The 25363-nt window shown below is 75.4% G+C and carries 21 protein-coding genes; 13 read left to right on the top strand and 8 right to left on the bottom strand.

Annotated features, from left to right (window positions below):
• Window positions 1-72: 72 nt before the first annotated feature.
• The gene (locus tag QPK52_RS18110; protein WP_410538526.1) at window positions 73-1395 is read right to left on the bottom strand and encodes a cation:proton antiporter; all 1323 of its coding nucleotides are present in this window, start codon (window positions 1393-1395) and stop codon (window positions 73-75) included.
• Between the two features lie 175 nt (window positions 1396-1570).
• The gene (locus QPK52_RS18105) at window positions 1571-2278 is read right to left on the bottom strand and encodes a hypothetical protein (protein ID WP_410538525.1); all 708 of its coding nucleotides are present in this window, start codon (window positions 2276-2278) and stop codon (window positions 1571-1573) included.
• Between the two features lie 117 nt (window positions 2279-2395).
• Between QPK52_RS18105 and QPK52_RS18100 the strand changes: the two genes are divergently transcribed.
• Window positions 2396-2629 (top strand): hypothetical protein, encoded by a 234-nt coding sequence (locus QPK52_RS18100; RefSeq protein ID WP_410538524.1) that lies wholly within the window; start codon window positions 2396-2398, stop codon window positions 2627-2629.
• A 69-nt stretch (window positions 2630-2698) separates the two neighbouring features.
• On the opposite strand, the gene QPK52_RS18095 is transcribed toward QPK52_RS18100, so the two are convergent.
• Window positions 2699-3406: an AAA family ATPase gene (locus QPK52_RS18095; protein ID WP_410538523.1), complete on the bottom strand. Its 708-nt coding sequence runs from the start codon at window positions 3404-3406 to the stop codon at window positions 2699-2701.
• Window positions 3407-3629: 223 nt separating this feature from the next.
• Here QPK52_RS18095 and QPK52_RS18090 point away from each other — a divergent pair, with 223 nt between their 5' ends.
• Together QPK52_RS18090 and QPK52_RS18085 are read left to right on the top strand one after the other, a co-directional pair.
• Window positions 3630-4793 carry an endo-1,4-beta-xylanase gene (locus tag QPK52_RS18090; RefSeq protein WP_410538522.1) on the top strand — a complete coding sequence of 388 codons (1164 nt, stop codon included), beginning with the start codon at window positions 3630-3632 and terminating at the stop codon, window positions 4791-4793.
• Between the two features lie 543 nt (window positions 4794-5336).
• Window positions 5337-6476 carry a methyltransferase domain-containing protein gene (locus QPK52_RS18085; RefSeq protein WP_410538521.1) on the top strand — a complete coding sequence of 380 codons (1140 nt, stop codon included), beginning with the start codon at window positions 5337-5339 and terminating at the stop codon, window positions 6474-6476.
• 115 nt (window positions 6477-6591) lie between these two features.
• On the opposite strand, the gene QPK52_RS18080 is transcribed toward QPK52_RS18085, so the two are convergent.
• A complete protein-coding gene (locus tag QPK52_RS18080; RefSeq protein ID WP_410538520.1) occupies window positions 6592-7326 on the bottom strand; it encodes a lytic polysaccharide monooxygenase in 735 nt (244 codons plus the stop codon).
• 599 nt (window positions 7327-7925) lie between these two features.
• Here QPK52_RS18080 and QPK52_RS18075 point away from each other — a divergent pair.
• Both QPK52_RS18075 and QPK52_RS18070 read left to right on the top strand, forming a co-directional pair.
• Entirely contained in the window at window positions 7926-8759 is an 834-nt protein-coding gene (locus QPK52_RS18075) for a helix-turn-helix domain-containing protein (protein WP_410538519.1), read from the top strand.
• A complete protein-coding gene (locus QPK52_RS18070; RefSeq protein ID WP_410538518.1) occupies window positions 8756-8962 on the top strand; it encodes a DUF397 domain-containing protein in 207 nt (68 codons plus the stop codon). Before QPK52_RS18075 ends, QPK52_RS18070 begins: the two co-directional genes overlap by 4 nt.
• 202 nt (window positions 8963-9164) lie before the next feature.
• On the opposite strand, the gene QPK52_RS18065 is transcribed toward QPK52_RS18070, so the two are convergent.
• The 3 genes from QPK52_RS18065 to QPK52_RS18055 are packed head-to-tail and all read right to left on the bottom strand — an operon-like array spanning window position 9165 to window position 12021.
• The gene (locus QPK52_RS18065; protein WP_410538517.1) at window positions 9165-9464 is read right to left on the bottom strand and encodes a hypothetical protein; all 300 of its coding nucleotides are present in this window, start codon (window positions 9462-9464) and stop codon (window positions 9165-9167) included.
• Between the two features lie 10 nt (window positions 9465-9474).
• The gene (gene malQ / locus QPK52_RS18060; RefSeq protein WP_410538516.1) at window positions 9475-11721 is read right to left on the bottom strand and encodes a 4-alpha-glucanotransferase; all 2247 of its coding nucleotides are present in this window, start codon (window positions 11719-11721) and stop codon (window positions 9475-9477) included.
• Window positions 11722-11757: 36 nt separating this feature from the next.
• Entirely contained in the window at window positions 11758-12021 is a 264-nt protein-coding gene (locus QPK52_RS18055) for a hypothetical protein (protein ID WP_410538515.1), read from the bottom strand.
• A 448-nt stretch (window positions 12022-12469) separates the two neighbouring features.
• Between QPK52_RS18055 and QPK52_RS18050 the strand changes: the two genes are divergently transcribed.
• Entirely contained in the window at window positions 12470-15694 is a 3225-nt protein-coding gene (locus QPK52_RS18050; RefSeq protein WP_410538514.1) for a beta-N-acetylglucosaminidase domain-containing protein, read from the top strand.
• Window positions 15695-15788: 94 nt separating this feature from the next.
• On the opposite strand, the gene QPK52_RS18045 is transcribed toward QPK52_RS18050, so the two are convergent.
• Window positions 15789-16334: an HNH endonuclease gene (locus QPK52_RS18045; protein WP_093654387.1), complete on the bottom strand. Its 546-nt coding sequence runs from the start codon at window positions 16332-16334 to the stop codon at window positions 15789-15791.
• Between the two features lie 182 nt (window positions 16335-16516).
• Between QPK52_RS18045 and QPK52_RS18040 the strand changes: the two genes are divergently transcribed.
• From QPK52_RS18040 to QPK52_RS18010, 7 genes are all read left to right on the top strand, one after another.
• Window positions 16517-17653, top strand: coding sequence for a mechanosensitive ion channel family protein (locus QPK52_RS18040; RefSeq protein WP_410538513.1), 1137 nt, complete (start codon window positions 16517-16519; stop codon window positions 17651-17653).
• 176 nt (window positions 17654-17829) lie between these two features.
• Window positions 17830-19119, top strand: a complete 1290-nt coding sequence (locus QPK52_RS18035; protein WP_410538512.1) for an ROK family protein — start codon at window positions 17830-17832, stop codon at window positions 19117-19119.
• Window positions 19120-19205: 86 nt separating this feature from the next.
• Window positions 19206-20501 carry a 6-phospho-beta-glucosidase gene (locus QPK52_RS18030; protein ID WP_410538511.1) on the top strand — a complete coding sequence of 432 codons (1296 nt, stop codon included), beginning with the start codon at window positions 19206-19208 and terminating at the stop codon, window positions 20499-20501.
• Window positions 20492-21571, top strand: a complete 1080-nt coding sequence (locus tag QPK52_RS18025) for an N-acetylglucosamine kinase (protein WP_410538510.1) — start codon at window positions 20492-20494, stop codon at window positions 21569-21571. The genes QPK52_RS18030 and QPK52_RS18025 overlap by 10 nt, the downstream gene beginning before the upstream one ends.
• A 533-nt stretch (window positions 21572-22104) precedes the next feature.
• Complete coding sequence (locus QPK52_RS18020; RefSeq protein ID WP_410538509.1) at window positions 22105-23430, top strand: hypothetical protein; 1326 nt, start codon at window positions 22105-22107, stop codon at window positions 23428-23430.
• A 254-nt stretch (window positions 23431-23684) separates the two neighbouring features.
• Window positions 23685-23840, top strand: coding sequence for a hypothetical protein (locus tag QPK52_RS18015; RefSeq protein ID WP_410538508.1), 156 nt, complete (start codon window positions 23685-23687; stop codon window positions 23838-23840).
• 113 nt (window positions 23841-23953) lie between these two features.
• Complete coding sequence (locus QPK52_RS18010; RefSeq protein ID WP_410538507.1) at window positions 23954-25339, top strand: PP2C family protein-serine/threonine phosphatase; 1386 nt, start codon at window positions 23954-23956, stop codon at window positions 25337-25339.
• Window positions 25340-25363: the final 24 nt, after the last annotated feature.

Below are 25363 nucleotides of genomic sequence, written 5' to 3'. Positions count from 1 at the left end.
GGGGCGGGAAGTGCGGCGGCCGGCGCGGAAGAGGATCCCTGTCCCGCGCCGGCCGAACCGCCGTCCGGCCCGTCACGCGGCGGGCCGGCCGGGGAAGGGCCCCTCCTCGCCCTGCCGCTCCTCCTCGGACCCGGACGCGGTCCCCGCAGGGCCTCGCAGCCGGTCGAGCCGGTCGATCACCGGGCCCGCCGTGACGCCGTGCAGCACCACCGAGGCCAGTACGGTGAACGTCACCACGGCCCACAGCTCCTCCGCCGGTACCGGGAAGTCCGTCTGCCCCAGCCCGTAGGCGAGGTAGTACAGCGAGCCGATGCCCCGGATGCCGAAGCCCGCGACCACCCAGCGCTCCCGGTGCTCCATACGGCGGCCCAGCAGGCCCACCCACCCCGCCAGCGGCCGGACCACCAGCAGCACCGCCAGCGCGACGAGGGCGCCCCGCCAGGTCAGCGGGGCGAGGCCGCCCAGCGCGACGAAGGCACCCAGCAGGAAGAGCAGTCCCACCGTGAGCAGTCGCTCGATCTGCTCCACGAAGTCGTGCAGGACGTTGTGGTAGCCGTGGGCGCGCTCGGCCGCCCGGATCGCGCAGGCGGTGGTGAACACCGCGAGGAAGCCGTAGCCGCCGGCGAGCTCGGTCACCCCGTAGGACAGGAAGGTGGCTCCCAGCGCGACGAAGCCCTCCCGGTGGTGGGACAGGCGCAGCACCTTCGAGCGCGCGCGGAAGAACAGCCAGCCGAGCAGCCGGCCGACCAGCAGCCCGCCCAGAACGCCGACCACGCACTTGTACGCGAGGTCCTCCACCGCCCACGAACCGACCCAGTCGGCCGACCATCCGGCGCCCGCGGCGGCGGCCAGCGCCACGGCCGCGTACGTCAGGGGGAAGGCGAGTCCGTCGTTCAGACCGGCCTCGCTGGTGAGGGCGAACCGCACCTCGTCCTCGTCGTGCTCCTCCTCGGTGGGCTCGCCCACCTGCACCTCCGAGGCCAGCACCGGATCGGTCGGCGCCAGGACCGCGGCCAGCAGCAGCGCGGCGGCCGGCGGCCAGTCCAGCAGCCACCACGCCGCGCCGGCGGTGCACACCACGGTCAGCGGCATCGTCACGCCCAGCAGCCGCCAGGTCGCGGCCCAGCGGCGCAGGCCGACGGGCCGGTCGAGGGCCAGACCGGCGCCCATCAGCGAGATGATCACGCAGATCTCGGTGGCGTGCTCCACCAGCAGCCGGTCGCCCACCGGGTCGACGGTGGGCAGCGGCAGCGGCAGCAGGTACACGCCGATGCCGCAGAGCAGGAAGATCAGGGGCAGCGACAGCGGCCGCCGCCCGGCCACCACGCGCGGCAGCACGGCGGCGCCCAGCGCCGCCGCTCCCAGCCATGCCAACACGCCGTCACCGATCGTCACCGCACAGTCCTTCCCGCCGCGTCGCCGTACCGGGCGGCACCGCAACCCGGATACCCGTGAACCCGCAGGCCATGACGGTGACGTGGGACTCACGGACGGTGACGCCCGGCGGCGGGCGCCGAGACGCCGGGCCCGCGGCGGCGGTACGGGCCGGGCCGGCCGGGGCGGGGCCGTGTCAGTGCCGGTGCCTGCGGTCCTCCGGCCCCGGTGGGCGCGGCGCGGCGTACCGACTCCCGGGCGCCCTCTCCGGCGCCGGCCCGGGACCCGGCGCCGGCTCGGGCGCGGGCGGCCTCCAGGGGCGGGCGCCGACCAGGAAGGCGGTACGGCGCGCGGTGGGCGGCAGCGGTCCGAGCGCCCTGCCTCCGGGCATCCGGATCCCGGTGGTCAGCAGGGCCGCCAGGGTCTGTGTCAGCGTCGTCCCGCAGTCGTGCCACGGGTCGCTCCCGCGCCGGGCGGCCTCCGCGTCGAACACGACGACCGGCCACCGGTCGGGGTCGCCGGACGCCCCGGTGTCCCAGAGCAGCCGGGCGCTCCCCCTCGTCTCGCCCCAGGCGAGCAGTCCGCCGGGCTCGGGGTGGAACGGCGGCGGTTCCCGCCGCATGGCCCGGCGGGAGGAGATGCGGCACTCCCGGTGCGTCTCCCACAGCCAGTCCCCGTAGTCGTATCCGCCCTCCCGCACGCACGGGGTGTGCAGCCACAGGTGCTCGCCCACGTCCAGCGGCCCGAGGGCGGAGACCAGCGCCCTGTAGTCGGCGGGCAGCCCCAGCCCCAGCCAGCTCTCCACCGCGTCCCAGTCGACGGGGACGGGCGCGGGCGCGGCGGGCCGGCCGGAGTCCGTCGACGGCGGGAGCGTGAGCCGTGCGATGAGCGAGGACAGATCCATGGCGTGGCATGTTCGCACGTCACACCGACAGCCGCGCGGCCCGGGGCGGGAAAGGGCGTTGTGCCGGGCGCGGCGGTGGACCAGGATACCGGGGGACGCCCGGGAGGAACGGCGCTGATGGCGATACTCGTCTACTACCGCAAGCTCTCCGAGGACGCCTCCACCGTGCGCTACGCGTTCGGCGGGCACCCCGAGGAGATGGACCGGGCCATGACCCTGGACAAGGCGACCTACGGGGCCGAACCGGACGACGGCGGGGAGACCTTCGGCTTCCTCGCCACGGTCCGCAGGATCGCCCGCACCCACCACGCCTCCGGCACCTGGCCGGAGCACGGGATGGTCGCCCACTAGGCACGGCCGCCCGCCGGGCGTGCCGGCCCGCCGCGGAGAGCCTCCACGGGCGCCCCCGGGGAGCGGCCCTCAGTCCAGGACGTGCCGCAGATAGGCCCCGGGGTCGGCCAGGTAGCGGCGCCAGTGGTCGACCAGGGCGAGTTCGCCCCAGGCCGTCCGGCGCAGGCCGTGCTCGCCGACCTCGACGACGTCCGCACCCGGCAGTGCGGTCAGCAGCGGTGAGTGGGTGGCGCAGACGACCTGGCCGCCGCTCCTCGCCAACCGGTCGATGTGGCCGATCAGTTCCAGGCAGGACCCGAACGACAGGGCCGCCTCCGGCTCGTCCATCACATACAGCCCGGGCCTCAGGAACTTCCCCCGGAACGCGGCGAGGAAGCCCTCGCCGTGGCTGACCGAGTCCGGGGCGAACCCCTCCCGTTCCAGCGCGTCCAGCGCCGTCTCCGCCCGCAGGAAGAACCCGGTGCGGGCGGACCAGTTTCCGAGCATGCGCCGCCCGCGCGGCGCCGCGTCGAACCGGATCCGCTCCCCCAGCTCCGACTTGGCGCGCGGGCTCGCGTAGCGCCAGTCGTGCGAACCGCCCCAGGGGTCCAGGCCGAAGCCCTCCGCCAGGGCCTCGACCAGTGTGGACTTCCCCGAACCGTTCTCGCCCACCAGGAACGTCACCGGCGCGGTGAAGCGCAGCCCGTCCGCCAGGAGCGCCTGCACGCAGGGGAGGGACCAGGGCCATTCCCCGTCGTCGTACGACTCCACGTGTGCGTACGCGCGTTCGACGATCATGCGCCGAGTCTGCCACGCGCCACGCGCTCCCGTGCTTCCCCCTCCCCCCGCGTCCGTCCCCCTTCCGTCCCACCCGGCGCACGGGTGCGCAGGGCGGCGGCGGCCAACACGGCGGTGCACGGGTATTGACGCCCCGACCGAACGGCCCTTAGCGTCCCTGAACCAAGCGTCCGGAAACTTTCCGGAAACTTTGAAAAGGTCGACCGAAAATGGGAGCCCTCCGATGAGACCCGTCCGCATCGCCACCGCCGCACTCACCGCGGCCGCACTGTCCCTGCCCCTGGTGGTGACCTCGGCCACGGCCGCCCCGCCCGCCGACCAGCAGGCCGCGCCCCACTCCAACGCCAAGTTCGACCGGCTTCGCGAGGCCGCTCCCGAGGGGTTCTACGTGGGCACCGCCGTGGCGGGCGGCGGCCACCATCTCGAGCAGGACTACCCGGACCCGTTCACCCACGACCGGAAGTACCGGAAGATCCTGGGGCAGCAGTTCAACTCGGTCTCCCCCGAGAACCAGATGAAGTGGGAGTTCATCCACCCCGAGCGGGACACCTACAACTTCGGTGCGGCCGACGCCATCGTCGAGTTCGCCGAGCGCCACCGGCAGGTCGTGCGCGGCCACACGCTCCTGTGGCACAGCCAGAACCCCGAGTGGCTGGAGCAGGGCGACTTCTCCAAGGAGGAGCTGCGCGAGATCCTGCGCGAGCACATCACCACCGTCGTCGGCCGCTACGCCGGCAAGATCCAGCAGTGGGACGTGGCCAACGAGATCTTCGACGACCAGGGCAACCTGCGCACCCGGGACAACATCTGGATCCGCGAGCTCGGGCCGGAGATCATCGCCGACGCCTTCCGCTGGGCCCACGAGGCCGACCCGGAGGCGAGGCTGTTCTTCAACGACTACAACGTGGAGAGCGACAACGCCAAGAGCGACGCCTACTACGAGCTCAGCCAGGAGCTGCTCGCGCAGGGCGTGCCCGTGCACGGCTTCTCCGTGCAGGCGCACCTGAGCATGCGCTACGGCTTCCCGGGCGACCTCCAGCAGAACCTGCAGCGGTTCGACGACCTCGGCCTGGAGACGGCCGTCACCGAGCTGGACGTCCGCATGGACCTGCCGGCCAGCGGCGTGCCCACCGCCGAGCAGCAGAAGCAGCAGGCCGACTGGTACCAGCGGGTGCTGGAGGCGTGCCTGGCGGTCGAGGAGTGCAACTCCTTCACCATCTGGGGCTTCACCGACAAGTACTCCTGGGTGCCGGTGTTCTTCCAGGGCGAGGGCTCGGCGACGGTCATGACCGAGGACTTCGAGCGCAAGCCCGCCTTCTACGCCCTGCGGTCCGCGCTGAAGGACGCCAAGTGGGAGCAGTGGAAGGAGGGCCGGAAGCGCCGCTGAGCGCGTCCGCCCGCCGCCGACCGTCCGCGACGGGTGATCCGGGTTCCCCCCGCCGGGCCCGCCACCGCCCCTCTCCGGGCGGTGGCGGGCCCGGCCGCTTCCGTCTCACGTCCGCTCGCCCCGCACCGGCGGGCGGGACGGCGGGGGCCGTGCACGGGCGCGGTGCCTTCCGTGCGCCGTGTCGCCGATCGCGTCCGGTCAACCGCACATCGTGACGTGCCGCGTTGGCCGCCCGATAGGGGAACCGGCTCTGCAGCGGTGCTGCACACCTCACGAACCCGCAGGTGGAAGGCGTCGGGACAGGCCCGGGGAAGCCGTCACCCAACTCCCGGACCGCTGACCGCAGTCGCCTTCCCGGCACGCTGGGTGACCCCTAGCGTCTCCCTCCGTCACGCACCCACGACGAACGGAAGGACCGCGCATGGCAGACGGCACGAGGAGCAAGCACGCGGGGAAACCGGCGCCGATCAGGCCGTGGAACCCGCCGCCCCGGCCGCCCTCCCCCGACGGCGGCCCCACCGAGCCCGAGCGGCGGTGAGCGCGGTGACGGGTACGGCGGCGGGCACGGCGCAGCGGTGGCAGGGGCGCCACAGGCGTCTGCTGGACGGCCTCTCGGCCTCCGGCGCCCTCACCCCCGACTGGCGGCCGTCCTTCGAAGCGGTGCCGCGCCACCGCTTCCTGCCGGAGCGGATCTGGCGGTACGGCGCGGGCGGATACGTCCCCGTCCACCGCGCCGGGGAGCCCGGGACGTGGTGGGAACTCGCCTACGCCGACGAGCCGGTGGTCACCCAGCTCGACGACGGAGCGGCCGGCGGCCCCGGCGAGGCCACCTCCTCCAGCTCCATGCCGTCGCTCGTCGCGCGGATGCTCGCGGAGCTGGAGGTGGGCTGCGGTGGCGAGCGCGTGCTGGAGATCGGCACGGGCACCGGCTGGAACGCCGCCCTGCTCGTCCACCGCCTCGGCGACGCCCGGGTGGTGACCGTCGAGGTGGACCCGTCCCTGGCAGAACGGGCGCGGCAGGCGCTGGCCTCGGCCGGACGCGCGCCCCGGGTGGTGTGGGGCGACGGCGCGGCCGGGTGGGCGCGCGGCGCGCCGTACGACCGGGTGCTGGCGACGTGCTCGGTGCTGCGCGTACCGGGGGCGTGGGTGGCGCAGACCGTGCCCGGGGGGCGGATCGTCGTGCCCCTGCACCGGGACGTGTGGTCCGGGGGGCTGGTGTCCCTGACCGTCCAGGACGGCGGCCTCGCGCGGGGGAGGTTCTCCGGCCGGGCGTGGTTCATGCCGCTGCGCGCCGACCGGCTGCCCTCCCTGCCGGTGGACTCCGCCACCGGCCGCCGCTCCGCCACCGGCCCGGACCCGGCCCGGATCACCGAACCCGGCTTCTGCGCATGGGCGTTCGCCCGGCTGCCGGACGTCACCATGACGTACGCCGACGAGGACGGCGGCGCCCGCCGCGTCTGGCTGACCGGCCGCGACGGTTCGGCCGCCACCGCGGTCGGGGACGGCGGCGGCCCGTTCGAGGTCTGGCAGTACGGCCCCGCCTCCCTGTGGGACCGGGTGGAGGCCGCCTGGCGCGCGTACGAGGCCGAAGGCCGCCCGCACCAGGGCGAGTTCGGCCTGACGGTCACCCGCGACGGCCGCCAGGAGATCTGGCTGCGCGACCCCGGCCGCGTCATCGGCTGAAGGCGTACGCGGCGCACACACGGCGGGAAACGGAGGCCGGCGCGCGCCCACAGGCGCGCGCCGGCCCGGCCGTGGTCGCACGGCCGCGAGATCACGCGGTCACACGGCCACCGGATCAGGCGGTCGCGCAGGCTCCGAGGTCCTCCCAGACGCCCCACTCGCCGGTGGTGCCGGGCTCCTCGCCCTGCGTCCACCACTTGGCGCGCCAGGTGTGTCCGCCGTGGGTGACGGTGCTGCCGCCGGTGTACACGTTCCTGGCGCCCCAGTTCGGCGAGGCGCAGGCGCCCGGCTCCCCGTCGCCGCCCCCGTCACCGCCGCCGTCGCCGCCGCCCGTGCCGCCGATGTTGACGTCGATGCAGGCGTAGAAGGCGTTGGCGGTGTCCGCCACGTTCCACACCGCGAGGATCTTCTGGCGGCCGGTGAGGCCGCCGAAGTTGAGCTGGTGGCTGACCTGCGCGGGCGGCTGCGCACGCCTGCCGTCGAACTCGGCGATCTTCCGGTCGCCGATGAAGTACTGCCAGGTGTCGGTGGCGTGGCGCGCCGTCAGGCTCCAGGTGAAGGTGTGGGAGGAGCCGACCGGCGTGACCCGCCATGCCTTGCTGTCGTCGTCGAGCTCGGCGAACTGCCTGTTGCCGCCGCTGCAGCTCTTGAGCCCCTTCGGTCCCTCGACGCTCTGCGGTTCGTACGAGATCTGGCCGCAGCTGACGACGCCCTTGGCGCACTGGTCCTGGCGGCTGCCGGGATCGGTCACCCAGCCGTGGGCGTTGGCCGTACCCGCCGGAAGGCTGACGGCGAGCAGGGGGGCGACCATCGCGCCGAGCGCAAGGGCCACTCGCTTCTTCGTGTTCATGCCATTCCACTTTCTTCGGTGTCGTCGAGGCCGCCGCCCGGGGGCCCGGTGCGACCGGGTGGGGTACGGCGCGCACGCCGTGCCGGTCGCACCGCCCCGCCGGGCGGCGCGGGAGCGTGGACACACCGGATGCCGCGCGAGGTGTCGCCGTCCACGCACCGTGCCCTCACACGGACAGCGCCGTGGGACGAGGACAGAGGCTGACCTAAGGTCTAGACCTGAGGTGCTCAGGTCTAGACCTTAGCGGCGGACCGTCCTCGGTCAAGGGTTTGGACCAAGTGAACTGCCGGACAGCGCCCCCGACTTCGGCCCCCACCACATCCCCCGCCGGCCTGCGCCGACGCCGACGGCGGCTTCACGAAACGCCCCCGGTCCCACTTGGAAGCACGTCCGGCGCTCTCCCCGCCCCGCCCTTCACCGGCGAAGGCCGCGCATACGGCCGGTTCCGGCCCGCACTTCCACTGTTGGGCAAGGCCGTGGGGGCCTGGCACCCCTTCGGGGGAATCCTTCGCTGAACACACCGTTCCGGTCACTCTGTGTGCTTGCGTGGAACAGAAGTCCAAACTCTCATACCCGTTCCGTGACAGGGGGAGCCCGCCATGACCGAGCCCAGGCAACTCGACCCGTACGCCTCGCCCAAGACCTTCTACGGCGCGGAGCTGCGCCGCCTGCGCGAGGCGGCCGGGCTCACCCAGTCCCAGCTCGGCGAGCGCGCCTTCTGCTCGGGCACCTACGTCGGCCAGTTCGAGACGGCGGTGCGCCGCCCGCAGCCGGACACCTCCAGGCTGTTCGACGAGATCCTCGGCAGCGGTGAGCACCTGCAACGCCTGTGCCGGCTGGCCCGGGAGAACAAGTACCCGGACTACTTCGCCGACGCGGCGGAACTGGAGCAGATGGCGGCGACCATCAGCGAGTACGCGCCCATGGTGCTGCCGGGACTGCTCCAGACCGAGGGCTATACACGGGACCTGACCCGCGCAGCGCAGTTGTTCGCGCCGCCGGAAGACGTGGACGACATCGTCGTGACCCGTATGGACCGGAGGCGCCTGCTGGAACGGTCAACAGTCCCGGAGCTGTGGGCCGTTATCCATGAGGCGGCATTGCGCATCCCAGTCGGCGGCCCTGCCGTCATGCGCGAACAGTGCCGACACCTCCTGGAACTCGGCCGCAACCACCACCGTGTCGTGATCCAGGTACTGCCCTTCGAGGCCGGGGCCTCCGCCTTCCTGAGCAGCACGGTGATTCAGATGTCCTTCTCGGACGCACCGCCGGTGGCCTACACCGAGAGTGCATACACGGGTCAACTCATCGAGGAGCCGAGGCTGGTGGCCCAGTACCACCGAGCCTACGATCTGATCAGGGCCGCCGCGCTGTCCCCGAAGGCGTCCCTGGCCCTGATCGAATCCTTGGCGAAGGACTACACGACACCATGAGCATCGACCACGACTTGAGCACGACCGCTTGGCGCAAGTCGTCCCACAGCAACGGCGACGGCGGAGCGTGCGTCGAGGTCGCCGACGGCTTCCCCGGCGTCATACCCGTCCGCGACAGCAAGGCCCCCGAGGGGCCCGCACTGGTCTTCCCAAACGCCGGCTGGTCCGCCTTCGTGACGGCGGTCAAGGACAACGTGCTCTGACAGCCCGCGCCGGGCCCGCGCGTCACCGCGCCTTACGGCGCGGTCGCGGCCGGTTCCGGACCGGAGGCGGCGGCGGTGACGGCAGCAGCGCCGTGCGGAGCGCGGTGATCAGCGCGTACGGCCGGTCACCGGGCAGGCCGGTGGGAGGCCGGTCCGGTGACCGGAGCCCCTCCGCGATACGCCGGGTGGCGACGGGCCGGGGTCAGCCCTGGTTGGGCTCCTGCCGGCCGCCGATCTGGCCGCTCGGGCGCGAGGACTTGTCGCCGACCATCACCAGCGCGGTGATGATCGCGAACAGGGCGATGGGCGCCACGACGTACAGGCCGAGGGTCTCGGCCACGCTCAGGCCGGTGCCCGGGTCGTCGCCGTCGTCGCGGTAGAGGGCGAGGGCGGAGGGGGAGGCGACCAGCAACGTCAGCGCGGTGAGGGCGGTGACGAATCCGGCGCGCACGGCGGTGCCGGCGCTCCTGACGTTCTCGTTGACCTTGACCTTGTTGTCCACGGAGTCAACGCTAGCGAACCTCTCCGGAGGTCACGCGTCCAGGGTGGTCTTCGGGTTCCGCGTGGCTCTCCTCGTGCTGCCCTCCGTGCTGCCCGGGTGCCGGTATGCGGCACTCGCGCGGCCCGTGCAGCTCCTCGTACACCGTCTCCAGCAGATCGCGCATCCGGGGGGAGGTGACCAGCTCCTCCAGGGTGACGGGCCTGCCGTCGCCGTCGGCGACGGGCAGCCGCCAGTTGGGGTACTGGTCCCAGGTGCCCGGCACGTTCTGCGGGCGCCGGTCCCCGACGCCGTCGGGCAGCCAGACGCCGACCATCTTCGCGGGGGTGCGGGCCAGGAAGCGGTACAGGCCCCTGATCTCGCTCTCCTCCTCGCCCGGCCCCTCCGGCAGCAGGTCCAGACGGGTCAGGTGGGAGATCCACTCGGCGGTCTCCATGGCGTCCCGGGTCTGCTCCTCGGCGAGCGGACCCGCCAGCAGCCCCAGGCCGTCGCGCAGCCGTACGTGGTCGCCGCTGAGCCGGGCGGCGGTGCTGGGAAGGTCGTGGGTGGTGGCGGTGGCCAGGCAGTCGGCGCGCCAGTCCTGCGGTTCCAGCGGCTGGGGGGTCTCGTGGCTGGGGGTGCGGATGTGGTCGTAGTCGCGCTCGAACCACAGCACGGAGGTGCCCAGCACGCCGCGCCCGGCCAGCTCCCCGCGCACGCCCGGCTCGACGGTGCCCAGGTCCTCTCCGACGACGACCGATCCGGCGCGGTACGCCTCCAGGGCGAGCACTCCGAGCATGGCCTCGGCGTCGTAGCGCACGTAGGCGCCCTCCGTGGGCGGGCGGCCCTCGGGGATCCACCACAGCCGGAACAGGCCCATCACATGGTCGATGCGCAGGCCGCCGGTGTGCCTCAGCAGCCCGCGCAGCAGCGTGCGGTAGGGGGCGTAGCCGGAGGCGGCCAGCGCGCCCGGGTTCCAGGGCGGCAGGCCCCAGTCCTGGCCGTGGGGGCTGAAGGCGTCCGGCGGGGCGCCGATGGACATGCCGGTGGCCAGGAAGTCCTTGAGCGCCCAGGCCTCCGCTCCGGAGGGGTGGACGCCCAGGGCCATGTCGTGCACCAGGCCGATGGACATGCCCGCGTCGCGGGCGGTGCGCTGGGCGCGGGCGAGCTGGGCGTCGGTGAGCCAGGCCAGCCAGGTGTGGAAGTCCACCCGGTCCAGCAGTTCGCCGCGGGCGCGGGCCGTGGCGGCCGAGCGGGGGTCGTCCAGGCCGGCGGGCCAGGAGCGCCAGTCCGGGCCGTGGACCTCGGCGAGGGCGCACCAGACGGCGTGGTCCTCCAGGTCCTGGCCCTGCTCGGCGAGGAAGTCGCAGTACGCGACGTGGCGGCCGGGGCCGAGGGGGACGGTGCGCACCAGTTCCAGGGCGCGGCGCTTGAGCGACCACACCGCGTCGCGGTCGATCATCCCGTCCTTGGCGAGGGTGGCCTCGCGCAGTTCGGCGGCCTGGGCCAGCAGCTCGTCCGCCTTCGCGCGGGCCTCGCCGCGCAGGTAGGCGTACTCGGGGATCTCCTCGATCCGCAGGTGCACCGGGTCGGCGAAGCGCCGCGAGGAGGGCCGGTAGGGGGAGGGGTCGACCCTCTCGCCGTCGGCGGCGGGCACGGCCGAGTGCAGGGGGTTGAGCTGGATGAAGTCGGCTCCGGTCGCGCGCCCGGACCAGGCGGCGAGGTCGGCGAGGTCGGCGAGGTCGCCCATGCCCCACGAGCGCGAGGACAGCAGCGAGTAGAGCTGGACGAGCAGGCCGAAGGAGCGGCCGCGGACGGCCGGGAAGCGGTCCGGGGCGACGATCAGGGCGGCGCTCGCGGTGCGGCCGTCGGGGGCCTCGGCGTGGAGGGTGTGGCAGCCCAGGGGGAGCCGCTCACCGTCGGCGTCCGGATCCGTCCCCCAGTCCAGGGTGCGGCCGTCCTCCGTCTCGACCCTCAGCGCGGTGCCGTCGGGGAGCGGGGGGACGCCGCCGCGGACGGCGGGCTGGGACACGGCGGGGCGGGAGGCGTCGCCGCGGGAGGCCGCGCGTACGACGACGGTGGGTGGCAGCAGCCGGGCCGTCTCCTCGCGCGCGTGGCGCGCCAGGGCGTCGCGTACGGCGTCCGGAGTGGAGGCGTCGACGCCCAGTGCGGCGAGCACTTCGACGATCGTGTCGTCGGGCACCCGGACCGTACGGCCCGGGGCCGGGTCGTAGGAGGTGCAGACTCCGTGCGCCGCGGCCAGTCGCGCCAGTCGGCTCATGGGAACTCCCTCCGCTCTCTCTGGGCTCTCCGGGGCCTAGATCTCCGCGGAATCCGTTCCGTATCCCACCCCGGCCGGTTCGCTGGTCAGCGGGAGTTCGGCGGCCAGCGGCGGCTCACTGGTGAGCGGGGCGGCGTCGGCGAGCGGGGGTTCGCTGGTCAGCGGTGTCTCGGCGTAGTCCCAGGAGCAGGAGCCGTCCAGGCCGGAGTCGGGGTCGGAGACTCCGGACAGGTCGATCGGCTCCTGCCCCTGTTTGGGGAACAGGGGGAGGGATGCGAGGAGTTCAGCGGACGCGGCCACGGAGGCCTCCGTTCGTTGCTGTCGGTCGGACATCAGGGCCCTACCCACTGAGGCGGATCCCAGACACTTTCGGCGGCATAAACGTGATATGGCTCACAGGCTCGCCGCCGATGATTTCGCGGTGTGACGCGCCTGTCAGCGTAGGGCATTCGAGCAAAGCGGGCATCTCGGCCAAGATTTACCGCCTCCCCGCGGGCCGGCCGTCCGGTCGCGCGTACGGCCGGGCGCCCGGCCCCGGCCCGCCTCCCGGTGCGTCCCGCCTCGGCCGCACCGGTCGACAAACCGGGCACTTCGGCCCCTGTCGTTGACACCCTCACCACGGCGGTGATGGGCTCGTCACCGATCGGCGGGCCCGTTGCCCCCGCCCGGTTCCCCGCTCCGGGCCGGAGCGGGGAACCGGGCGGGGGCAACGGGCCGGGAAACGGGTCGAGAGGGGCCTGAGGAAGACGTGAACCACGCGACGCATGGCCGCGCCACACGCCGGACCGGTGCGACGGCACTGGTCGCGGCCGTCCTCGGCGGACTGCTCGGCGGCGCACCTGCCGCACACTCGGCCCCACCCCAGGACAGGACCGCGGAGGAGCCCGCGCGGGAGGCCGCGGGCCCGGACGACCGGGTCCGCCTGGAGGGCGCCCCCGGTGTGTGGCCGCGCCCCCAGTCCCTGCGCACGCGCGGTCCGTCCGTGCCCGTCGGCCGGGAGGTGCTGCTGGTCGCCGACGAGGACGCCGACCCGTACGCCCTCGACACCGTCCGCGACGTCCTGCGCGCGGCCGGGGCGGGCGAGGTGCGCACCGTGCGCCCGGGCGAGGAGACGCACGCCCGGGGGCTGGTGGTGCGCGCCGGCGACAGGGCCGCCGAACGGGCGCTGCGCGCCCTGGGCGCACCCGAGCGCGGCGACCTGCCCGCGGGCGGCTACCGGCTGGCGGCCGGCCGGGCCGACGGCGTGGACGGGCCGGGCGGCACGGTGGCGCTGGCCGGTGTCGGCCCGGACGGGCTGTTCCACGCCGCGCAGACGCTGCGGCAACTGGTGACCACCGGCGAGGGCGGGGCGCGGATCACCGGGGCCGTCGTACGCGACTGGCCCGCCTCTCCCGTGCGCGGCACGACGGAGGGCTTCTACGGCGAGGCCTGGCCGCACCACGAGCGGCTGGCCCACCTGGACTTCATGGGCCGCACCAAGCAGAACCGCTATCTGTACGCCCCCGGCGACGACGCGTTCCGCCAGTCGCGCTGGCGCGAGCCCTACCCCGCCGAGCGGCGCGCGCAGTTCCGCGAACTCGCCGAGCGCGCCCGGCGCAACCACGTGGTGCTCGGCTGGGCCGTCTCGCCGGGGCAGTCGATGTGCCTGGCCTCCGGGGAGGACCGCAGGGCCCTGCTGCGCAAGATCGACGCCATGGCCGCCCTGGGGGTGCGGGCGTTCCAGCTCCGCTTCGAGGACGCCAGCTACACCGAGTGGCACTGCGGCGCGGACGCCGAGCGCTACGGCACGGGGCCCCGGGCCGCGGCCACCGCACACGCGGAGCTGGCCAACGAGGTGGCGGCGCACCTGGCGCAGCGGTACGGCTTCGGGCGCGACGCGGTGCCGCTGTCGGTGCTGCCGACGGAGTTCTACCAGGACGGCCCGACCGAGTACCGCAACACGCTCGCGGAGAAGCTGGACGCGGACGTGGAGGTGGCCTGGACGGGGGTGGGGGTCGTGCCCGCCACCATCACCGGCGGCGAGCTGGCCCAGGCCCGCACCGTCTTCCGCCACCCGCTGGTCACCATGGACAACTACCCGGTCAACGACTACGCCGGCGACCGCGTCTTCCTCGGCCCCTACACCGGCCGGGAACCGGCCGTCGCCAACCGCTCGGCCGCGCTGCTGGCCAACGCGATGGAGCAGGCGACGGCCTCCCGCCTGCCGCTGTTCACGGTCGCCGACTACGCCTGGAACCCGCGCGGCTACCGGCCGGAGGAGTCCTGGAAGGCGGCCGTCGAGGACCTGGCGGCGACGGGCGGCGGGGCGGAGGAGTCCGGGAGATCCGGGCAGCCGGGGGAATCCGGGGAGTCCGGGAAGCGGGCCCGCGAGGCACTGCACGCCCTCGCCGCCAACAACTCCTCCTCGGTGCTCGACGAGGAGGAGTCCGCCTACCTCACCCCGCTGCTGGACGCATTCTGGAAGGCCCGCGCGGGCGAGGACGACGAGGAGTTCGCCGCCGCGTCCGACCGGCTGCGCGACGCCTTCGCCGTCCTGCACGACTCCCCGGAGAACCTGGCGGGCGTCGCCGGCGGCGCCCTGAGCGAGGAGATGGGCCCCTGGGTGCGGCAGCTGGCGCGCTACGGGCGGGCCGGCCGGCACGCGCTGGACATGCTGGCCGCCCAGCGGCGCGGGGACGGCGCCGGGGCCTGGAAGGCGCGGCTGGAGCTCCAGCGGCTGCGCGCGGAGGCCCGCGAGAGCGGGGTGACGGTCGGCGAGGACGTGCTGCCCGCCTTCGTGGACCGGGCGCTGAAGGCCGCCGACGACTGGTCCGGCGCGCGCGGCGGGGCGGAGAAGACCGAGCGCTCCGGCGAACGGGTGCGCGGCGGCCCCGCGCCGCTGCCGGGCTCCCCGCCGGAGAACGCCGTCGACGGCGACCCCGCCACGGCCTTCCGCGCCGCCGAGGAGCCGAGGCCCGGAGACGGCAGCGGCGACAGCGGTGACGAGCTGGTGCTGCGGCTGCCCCGGGCACGCTCCCTGGCGGCCGTCACCGTCCAGTCCGAGCCGGGCGCGGGCGCCCGCGCCGCCGTCGAGGCGCATGTGCCGGGCGAGGGCTGGAGGCGGCTCGGCACGCTCTCCGACCGGGGCTGGACGGAGGTGGAGACCGGCGGTCTGCGCGCGGACGCCGTACGGCTGGCCTGGCAGGACGGCTCGAAGGCGCCGGTGATCCACGAGCTGACGCCCTGGTACTCGGACTCGCCCGGCGCCGGGCTGGAGCTCTCCCGCGAGGAGGCCAACGCCGTCATCGGCGGCGAGCCCGCCGCCGTCGAGGCCCGGCTGACCGGCCACCGGCCCACCGACGTGCGCGGCCGGCTGACCGTGCGGGCGCCGGAGGGGTTCACGGTGCGGGCCCCGCGCCGGGTCACGCTCCAGCGCGGTGTGCCGGCGACTCCGGAGATCGAGATCAGCGCCGGGAAGGACGTGCGGCCGGGCACGTACCGGATCCCGGTCACCCTCACCACCGAGGGCGAGAGCCTGCGGCGGACGCTGACGGTGCGCGCCTATCCGCCCACCGGCGGGCCGGACCTGGCCCGGGGCGCGCGGACCGCCTCCTCGGCCGACGAGACCGAGGACTTCCCCGCCTCGGCGGCCACCGACGGCGATCCGGAGACCCGCTGGTCCTCCCCGCCGGAGGACGGCCAGTGGCTGCGGGTGGAGCTGGACCGCCCGGCCAGGATCGGCGAGGTGCGGCTGCACTGGCAGGACGCGTACGCCTCCCGCTACCGCGTCCAGGTCTCCGCCGACGGCAGGGACTGGAGCACCGCCGCGACCGTCCGCGACGGGCGGGGCGGCCGGGAGACGGTGCGGATGGACGCGCCCGCCCGCACCCGCTACGTGCGGGTGGTGGCCGACGAGCGGGCGACCCGCTTCGGTGTCTCGCTGTGGTCGGTGGAGGCCTACGCCGTGCTGGAGCCGGAGGGGGAACGGGACTAGGGGCCGGGACGAGCGGGAGCGGGGCCGGGAGCGGGAGGAGCGGGCGCACCGGGTACGGGGCCGTCACCGGCCCCGTACGGAGGAAGCCCGGGCCTCAGGCGGGTGTCGTCGTCCTGCCTTCGATCCGGGCGAGGGCGTCGTCCGCGCCGTAGGGGCGCAGATACGGCAGCCAGCGCGGGTCCCGGTGCCCCGTGCCGATGATCCGCCAGGCCAGACCGCTCGGCGGGGCCGGCTGGTGGCGCAGCCGCCAGCCCAGCTCCGAGACGTGGCGGTCGGCCTTGACGTGGTTGCACCGGCGGCAGGCCGCCACGACGTTCTCCCAGGAGTGCTGCCCGCCGCGGCTGCGCGGGACGACGTGGTCGACGCTGGTCGCGACGCCACCGCAGTACGCGCACCTGCCGCCGTCACGGGCGAACAGGGCGCGGCGGGTGAGCGGCACCGTGCCCCGGAAGGGCACACGCACGAAGCGTTTGAGACGGACGACGCTGGGGGCGGGTATGGCCTGGGTCGCGCTGTGCATGAGGGCGCCGGAGTCCTCCAGGCTGATCGCCTTGCCGTTGAGGACGAGTATGAGCGCGCGGCGGAGCGGTACGACGCCGAGCGGCTCGTACGACGCGTTGAGGACCAGGACGTGCGGCACGGTGCCTCCTTGTACGTCGGCGGCGCGTGGCTCGCGCCGGGACGATCTCCCCCAGTGTGTCCCGCGCCCCGGTGGCGGCGCCACCACGATCGCGTAACGCGCTGAGCGTGTTTTCGACCACACGCTGTTCCTCCCCCTCCTGGTGCCGCCGCTACCCCGGGTGATGCGGCCTGTTCGACGGGGTGTCCCCCGTTAGTGTGTTGTGGGTGGATTCCGTAGACGAGGCGCACAAGACCGCCACGAACGCCGCCGGCTGGATAGAGGAGAACTGGGGGACCTGGCTCGCCATCGGCCTGCGCATCGCCCTGATCCTGGTCATCGCCGTCGTACTGCGCTCGGTGGTCAGGCGGGCCATCACACGGCTGATCGCCCGGATGAACCGCAACGCCGAGGCCGAGGCCAGCGGCAACGCGCTGCGCGGTCTGCTGGTCAACGCCGAGCGGCGGCGCCAGCGCACGGAGGCCATCGGCTCGGTGCTGCGCAGCGTCACCACCTTCGTGATCATGGGGACGGCGCTGCTGATCGTGCTGTCCACCCTCGGCATCGACCTGGCCCCGCTGCTGGCCAGCGCCGGTGTGGCGGGCGTGGCGATCGGCTTCGGCGCCCGCAATCTGGTCACGGACGTGCTGAGCGGGGTGTTCGTGCTGCTGGAGGACCAGTACGGGGTCGGCGACCGCATCGACGCGGGCGAGGCCACCGGCACCGTCCTGGAGATCGGGCTGCGGGTGACCAAGCTGCGCGGCGACGACGGCGAGATCTGGTACGTGCGCAACGGTGAGATCAAGCGGGTCGGCAACCTGAGCCAGGGCTGGGCGACGGCCGCCCTGGACGTGGAGGTCCGCTCCGAGGAGGACCTGGAGGAGGTCCGTTCGGCGATCGCCTCGGCCGGCGAGGAGATGTCGACCTCCGCGCCGTGGGACGAGGTCCTGTGGGCGCCGGTGGAGGTGCTGGGCCTGAACTCGGTGACGCTGGACACCATGGTCATCCGCGTCTCGGCCAAGACGATGCCGGGCAAGGCGCTGCCGGTGGAGCGCGAGCTGCGCTGGCGGATCAAGCGGGCGCTGGACGCGCGGGGCATCCGGATGGTGGACGAGGAGTCGCTGGCGGCCCTGCGGAGGCTGGAGGAGGAGCAGGGCGCGCCGGCGCACGGGCGGACCCGGCTGGAGAAGGGGCCTGCGAAGGGGCCGGGGAAGGGGCCGGTCGCGGTGAAGGAAGCGGTGGATCCGGCGAAGGACGCCCTGAAGGACCCGGCGAGGGGCCTGGCGAAGGAACCGGGGGACCTCGGGCGGGTCAGGGGCACCGGCGGGCCCCGGCCGTAGGGCACGACCGCGGGGGCGCGGTCGCGGGGCGCGGTCGCGGGGCGCGGCGGGCAGGCGCGAACGACACCGGAGCCCGCCTCCGGCACGTCCGTTGACGTCGGCCGGAGGCGGGCTCTAGTATCCCGGCAGCACGACAGGAAACCTTCCTTACAGTCCATGGAGGGGCAGGGGAGCCCATGACCGGGACCACCCCGGGGACGCCCCGGGTGCTGCGCGCGATGAACGACCGCGCCGCCCTCGAACTGCTGCTCGCGCACGGCTCGCTCTCGCGCAGCCGCATCGGCAGGCTGACCGGGCTGTCCAAGCCGACCGCCTCCCAGCTCCTGGCCCGTCTGGAGGCCGCGGGCCTGGTCCGGGTCACCGGCGCCAGCCGGGGCCGCCCGGGGCCGAGCGCCCAGCTCTACTCGCTCGATCCGGCCGCGGCGCACGTGGCCGGGCTCGACGTCACCGCCACCCGGATCCGCGCCGCGGTCGCCGACATCACCGGCCGCACCGTCGGCTCCTTCGAGGTGCCCGCGCCGGGGCGCTCCGGGGCCTTGGGGGCGCCCGGGCCGTCCGGGGCGCCCGGGCGGCAGCCCGCCGAGCCGGTCGTGCGGCGCGTCGTGGCCGCCGTGGACGGGGCCGCCGAGGCGGCCGGGCTCACCCGGTCCGCGCTGCACCGCGTCGTCATCGGCACCCCCGGCGCCTTCGACCCGCGCACCGGACGGCTGCGCTACGCCTCCCACCTGCCCGGCTGGCACTCCCCCGACCTGCTGGAGGAGCTGGCCGCCGCGCTGCCGATGCCGCTGGAGTACGACAACGACGTCAACCTCGCCGCCGTCGCCGAGCAGCGCCTGGGCGCCGCCCGGGGCCACGACGACTTCGTCCTGCTCTGGAACGAGCAGGGCCTGGGCGCCGCGCTGGTGCTGGGCGGGCGGTTGCACCGCGGCTGGACCGGCGGCGCGGGCGAGGTCGGCTTCCTGCCCGTCCCCGGCGCCCCGCTGGTCCGGCAGGTGGCCCGCGCCAACAGGGGCGGGTTCCAGGAACTGGCCGGCGCGCAGGCGTTGTTGCGGACGGCGCGCGAGCTGGGCATCGAGCCCCCCTCCGGCGGGGACGGCGAGGCGGCGGCGGAACTGCTCGCCCGCGCGGTGGAACGGGCCGGCCCGGAGGCCGGACAGGACGGCGGCGGGCAGGACGGCGGTGACGGCCCGTACGGCGAGCTGCTGCGGCGTGCCGCCACCGGGCTCGCGACCGGGCTGGCCGCGCTGGTCGCCGTTCTGGACCCGGAGCTGATCGTGCTGTCCGGCGGCGTGCTCGCCGCGGGCGGCGAGGTGCTGCGCGCTCTGGTCCAGCGGGAGCTGGCCGAACTGGCGGCCCCCCGGCCGCGGTTGGTCCTCGGGGCCGTCACCGGGGACCCCGTGCTGAACGGCGCGCTGGAGAGCGCCCTGGCCACCACCCGCGACGAGGTGTTCGACACCTCCCGCTGACGCCCCGCCGAGTCTCCCCCGGCCCCCCGCGCCCCGATCCCCCGGCACTTCGACACCCCGCTCCCGAAGCCCCAGGAGGCAGTCCCGTGAAACTCGCAGTGGTGGGCGGCGGATCCACCTATACCCCCGAACTCGTCGACGGCTTCGCCCGGCTGCGAGACGCGCTCCCGGTCACCGAGCTGGTCCTGGCCGACCCCGCCGAGGACCGGCTGGAGCTGGTGGGCGGCCTCGCCCGCCGTATGCTCGCCCGCGCCGGCCACCCGGCCGCCGTCACCACCACCGGCGATCTGGACGCGGCCGTCGCGGACGCAGACGCCGTGCTGCTCCAGCTCCGCGTGGGCGGCCAGGCGGCCCGCGAACGGGACGAGACATGGCCGCTGGAGTGCGGCTGCGTCGGGCAGGAGACCACGGGGGCGGGCGGACTGGCCAAGGCACTGCGCACCGTCCCCGTCGTCCTGGACATCGCCGAACGGGTGCGCCGCGCCAACCCCGATGCGTGGATCATCGACTTCACCAACCCGGTCGGCATCGTCACCCGCGCGCTGCTGAACGAGGGCCACCGGGCGGTGGGCCTGTGCAACGTGGCGATCGGGCTCCAGCGGAAGTTCGCCGCGCTGCTGGAGGTGGAGCCCGGGGAGGTCCACCTCGACCACGTCGGGCTCAACCACCTCACCTGGGAGCTCGGGGTGCGTCTGGGCGGGCCGCGGGGGCGGGACGCGCTGCCCGGGCTGCTGGCCCGGCACGGCGCGGCGATCGCCGCCGACCTGCGGCTGCCCGAGCCCCTCCTGCACCGGCTGGGCGCCGTGCCCTCGTACTACCTGCGCTACTTCTACGCCCACGACGAGGTCGTGGCCGAGATGCGCGACCGGCCCCCGCGGGCGGCGGAGGTCGCCGCGATGGAACGCGGGCTGCTGGAGATGTACGCCGACCCGGCGCTGGACACCAAGCCCGAGCTGCTGGCCAAGCGCGGCGGCGCCTACTACTCCGAGGCGGCCGTCGCCCTGGCCGCGGCCCTGCTCGGCGGCGGTACGGGCGGTACGGGCGGTACGGGCGGTACGGGCGGAGGTGCGCAGGTGGTGAACGTCCGCAACGACGGCACACTGCCCTTCCTCCCCGACGACGCGGTGGTCGAGGTCCCGGCCGCCGTCTCCCCGGCGGGCGCGGAGCCGCTGCCCGTACCGCCGCTGGGCCCGCTCCAGACCGGCCTGATCTCGGCCGTGACGGCGTACGAGCACCTGGCGCTGGACGCCGCCCTGCGCGGCGGCCGGGACCGGGTTTTCGCCGCGCTGCTGGCCCACCCCCTGGTCGGCCGGTACACCCTCGCCGAGAAGCTGACGGACCGTCTGCTCGCGCACAACCGGGAGTACCTCGCATGGGCCTGACCCCCGCCGCCGCGCTGGCCGTCGACGCGGGCAACAGCAAGACCGACGTGGCGCTGGTCTCGGCGGACGGGACGGTGCTGGGCTCGGCGCGCGGCGGCGGCTTCCGGCCGCCGGCGGTCGGGGCCGGGGCGGCCGTCGCGTCGCTGGCGCGGACGGTGGCCCGGGCGGCACGGGATGCGGGCCTGGACGCGGCGGGTCTGGACGCGGCGGGTCTGGACGCGGCGGGTCTGGACGCGGCGGAACCGGACGCGAGGCCGGGCGTCCCCCTGGCCGAGCACGTGTCGGCCTGCCTGGCCAACGCCGACCTGCCCCGCGAGGAAAGGGAGCTGGCGGAGCGGATCGGCGCCCTCGGCTGGGGGCGCACCACCCGCGTGGCCAACGACACCTTCGCGCTCCTGCGCGCGGGCCTGCCCGACGACGGACCACCCCGGCACGGGGTCGCCGTCGTGTGCGGTGCGGGCGTGAACTGCGCCGGCGTCGCCGCCGACGGCCGCGTCCACCGCTTCCCCGCCGTCGGCCGCCTCTCCGGGGACTGGGGCGGCGGCGGAGGGCTGGCGGAGGAGGCCCTGTGGCACGCCGCCCGCGCCGAGGACGGCCGGGGCGGGGACACCGAACTGGCCCGGGCGCTGCCCGCGCACTTCGGGCTGCCCAGCATGTACGCGCTGATCGAGGCGTTCCACCTGGGTGACCTGCCGGGCGAACGCAGGCACGAGCTGGTGCCCGTCCTCTTCGCGGTGGCCGCCGGGGGCGACGCCGTGGCCCGCTCCCTGGTCCACCGGCAGGCCGAGGAGATCGCGGTGATGGCCGCGGTGGCGCTGGAGCGGCTGGACCTGCTGGGGACCCCGGCACCGGTGGTGCTGGGCGGCGGCGTCGCGGCCGCCCGGCATCCGCTCCTGCACGACCGCCTGCTGGCCCTGCTGGCCGAACGCGCCCCGCTGGCCACCGTTCACGTGGTCACCGCTCCCCCGGTCCTCGGCGCCGCCCTGCTGGCCCTGGACCGGCTGGGGGCCGGTCCCGCCCCGTACGCCCGGCTGCGCGCCCACTACGCCGGGCACACCGCACGCGCCTGAGGCGTGCCCGGGTTGCACGCGCGCCGGGGATCGCGCGTCCGGGGGGATCGTGCTCCGAACAAGATCCCGCCGGAACGGTGCCGTCACGGCTCTCGGCCGTCATACTGCTGACCGGGTTCATCCGCCTCCCGGCGCGCGGGGGCGCGGGCCCTGTTCACCGGCGGCCGAGGGGGTCCCGAACATTGGCACACCCGCCGGTCGTCCCTCCCCCGCCGCCCCCCTGCCGCCCCGCCCGGGTCCGCGCCCGGGCCCTCGCGCCGTACCGTCCGGGCCGCGCGGCGTCGCGACGGGCCCCGGGGACGGAAGCGGGGGCGGGAGGGGGACGGGGGTCCGGTGGTCCGCGTCAACAAGACGCCGGAGGAGTATCGCCTGAGTGGGCTGGGCAGTCCGCGGATGGCCGTACACGGACGGTGTCCGGCCGACAAGATGGGAGCAGCGGACCCGGCGCTCCCGGCCGGCCCCGGCCCACCGGGACCGAGCGGACGCCGGGCGCGAGCACGGACGCGAAGACGACACGAGCGGTGAGGTGACCGATGGGGGACGACGGGGCTGCCGAACCGGGTGGACCGGTGATGGCCCGGGAGGAGGTGGACCGTGCCCTGGCGCGGTTCGGCGCGGAGCACGAGGCGGTGGAGACCTCCCTGTACGCGCTCCAGGACCACGCGGGACGCAGACTGCTGGAGGGCGCCGAGCTGACCGGGACCACCAAGGAGCGGTGGGCGCGGACCGAGGAGGCCGTCTCGCTGCTGTGGACCTACTTCGACGCCTTCACCGCGGCGCTGGACTCCGCGCGCGAACTGCGCGGCAGGAGCCGCTGGCCGGCGCCGGAGGACCTCGCCGAACTGACCGAGCGGCTGCGCGGCCCGGCGGTCGCCGTCCCCGCCGCCGACGGTTCCGGTTCCGGTTCCGTCGAGCGGATCACCCTGGCCGAGCTGGTGGCCCGGATGAACGGCTGGTACGCCCAGGCCCTCGACACCGTCGCCGCCGCCGACTCCGTGTGGTCGGCGCTGCCCGCCCGGATAGACATGCTCTCCGCCGAACTCCAGCGCATCCGTTCCCTGGCGCACTCCGTGGGCGTGCGCCCCGGGGAGCATCCGGCGGGCGACGACCTGGAGCGCACCACCGCGGAGCTGACCGCGCTGCGTGCCGAGGTGGTCGCCGACCCGCTGGCCTTCTGGGTGCCGGCGGGCGGGAGTTCGGCGCCCGGCGGAGGACGCCCCGACACCGTCCGGTACGACCGCGCGGCCCGCGCGCTGGAGGACGTCCGGCGCGAGATCGACGCCGTGCTCCAGGTGCGGCAGGACGCCGAGCAGCGGCTGATGCGGCTGCGCGACGTGCTGTCGCGGGCCGACCGCACCCTGGCCGAGGCCCGGACGGCGCGCGGCGAGGTGCTGGCGAAGATCGCGGCGGTGGAGGTGCCCGCGGTGAGCGGGCCGCCGACCGCCCTGTACGAGCAGCTCGCGACCGCTGCCGAGCACCGGCGGCACGCCCGCTGGCACCGGCTTTCGCCGCTGCTGGAGAGTCTGGAGGAGCGCGCCGACGAGGAGTTGGAGCGGGCCCGCGCCTCGCTGACCGCCGTGACCGCGCCGCTGGCGGTACGGGCGGAACTGCGCGGCCGGCTGGACGCCTACCGCGCCCGGGTGGCGCGGCGCGGGATGGCGGACGATCCGCTGCTGGCGGAGCGGTACGACGCCGCCCGGCGGCTGCTGTGGAGCGCCCCGTGCGACCTGCGGGCGGCCGAGCAGGCGGTGCTGCGCTACCGGGAGGCGGCGCTGGAGGCGCTGGTGCCGCCCGGCGGGCCGGCGGACGGCGGACCGGCCGGTGGCGAACCGGCGCTCGGGGACGGGGGGCCGCGTTGAACCGCGGGGCCTCCGGCCGCCGTGCGCCGGCCGGCGCGGCCGCGGAGGGCGGGTTTGGACGTGCTGCGCCGGGAACGCTTGACCACCGGGACACCCGGCGGTGCGCCGGAGGCCGGGTAAGCGTCCGGTTTCCGGGGGCGGCCGGGCGCCGACGGCGGCGGAGGAGCCGTACCCCGCGCTCTGCGGCACCTCCGGTGCCACCACGGCGTCCTCCCACCACTTCCGGAACACCGCGACGACCCCGACCCGGAGCCATGGACGAGACGACACGCACCACGCTGCGCCTTCCCGCCGACCTCCGCGAGCGGCCGGCCCGCCGGGCCGGGTCCGCCCGCAGGTCCCCCGGCTCCGGGGCCGTCCACCGCCCGGAGGCCGAACGCGCCGCCGGAACCGGCCGCGAACCACGCTGAAGACGGTTCGCCCCTCCCCGTCCTGCCCGCAGAAGTCCGACTCCCTCCCGCGAACGGGAGACGTCTCCACCCCGGCCCGGAGGCCGGGACATCATCGAAGGAACCCGGTGACCATGCCGCAGCCCGACCGCCCTTCCCTCTGCCCCCGGTGCCAGGAGCCGCTGGAGGACGGTGATCTCCACCGCGGCGCGTGCGGCGCCGGTCCGGCGGCCGGTACGGGCGGCTCCCAGCCATCGGCCCCGCCCCTGGTCCCGCCGCCTCCGGCAGCACCTCCGGTACCGCCCATGCCTCCCGCTCCGCCGGCGCCCCCAGCGGTCCCGCCCGCCGTGCAGGACCCCGTACAGGGCGCCGTACAGGACGGGGCGGACTTCCTGCTGCCGCCCCCCGCCCCGCAGGTGCCGCCGCCTCCGTCGGCACCGCCCGCGCCCGCCGCTCCTCCCGCGCCCCCCGCCGCGCAGACCGGGGACGCCGCGCAGGCCGGGGACGCCGCGCAGACCGGCCCGTCGGCGCCGGATCCACGCGAGAGCCCGCTCCCGGCCGGCGCCCGTGGCGGCGCTGCGGCCGGTGGCGGGGAGGAGCGGTGCGTCGCCTGCGGCACGGGCGCCGTCGACGCCGAGAGCCGCTGCGAGCACTGCGGCCATGCCCAGCCGCGCGAACGCGACCACATGGAGGAGGAGACGGAGGGGGTGGCGGCGGTCAGCGACCGGGGGCTGCGCCACCACCGCAACGAGGACTCCTTCGCCGTCTCGGCCGCCTCCCTGCCGGACGGCTCCCCGGCCGTGATCGCCGTCGTCTGCGACGGGGTGTCGTCGGCGACCCGTCCGGACGAGGCCTCCGCCGCCGCGGCCGAGGCCGCGTGCGCGTCGATGCGGCGGTCCCTGCCGCGCGACGCCGACCCCCGGCAGGCGATGCACGACGCCCTGGTGGCCGCCTCCGAGGCCGTCAACGCCCTGGCCCCGGAGCCACGCGACCCGGTGGAGAACGCCCCGGCCTGCACCATCGTCGGCGCGGTGGTCGCCGCGGACCTCCTCACCGTCGGCTGGATCGGCGACAGCCGCGCCTACTGGGTCCCCGAGGACCGCTCCACCGCGCCCGCCCGTCTCACCGAGGACGACTCCTGGGCCGCCCAGATGGTGGCGGCGGGCCTGATGGAGGAGGCCGAGGCGTACGCGGACGCCCGGGCGCACGCCATCACCGGGTGGCTGGGCGCGGACGCCTACGAGATCGACCCGCACACCGCCTCGTTCGCCCCGGACCGGCCGGGCGTGGTGGTGGTGTGCACCGACGGGCTGTGGAACTACGCCGAGTCCGCCGAGGAGATGGCCGCGGCCGTCCCGGCCGACGCCCGCACCCACCCGATGCGCTCCGCCCGGCATCTGGTGGGGCACGCGCTGGACGGCGGCGGACACGACAACGTGACGGTGGCGGTGCTCCCGTTCCCCGCGCCGTCCGGCCCCGGCCGGGCGGGAGCGGGGCCGGGCGCACCGAAGGACACGTAGGCGGAGCCCTTCGCGCCTCCCCCG

The sequence above is a fragment of the Streptomyces sp. KL2 genome (genome assembly GCF_046529545.1).
GTDB classification, from domain to species: Bacteria; Actinomycetota; Actinomycetes; order Streptomycetales; family Streptomycetaceae; genus Streptomyces; species Streptomyces radiopugnans.
The sequence above is the reverse complement of the archived record's forward strand: the minus strand, read 5'-3'. Positions and strand labels throughout refer to the sequence as shown.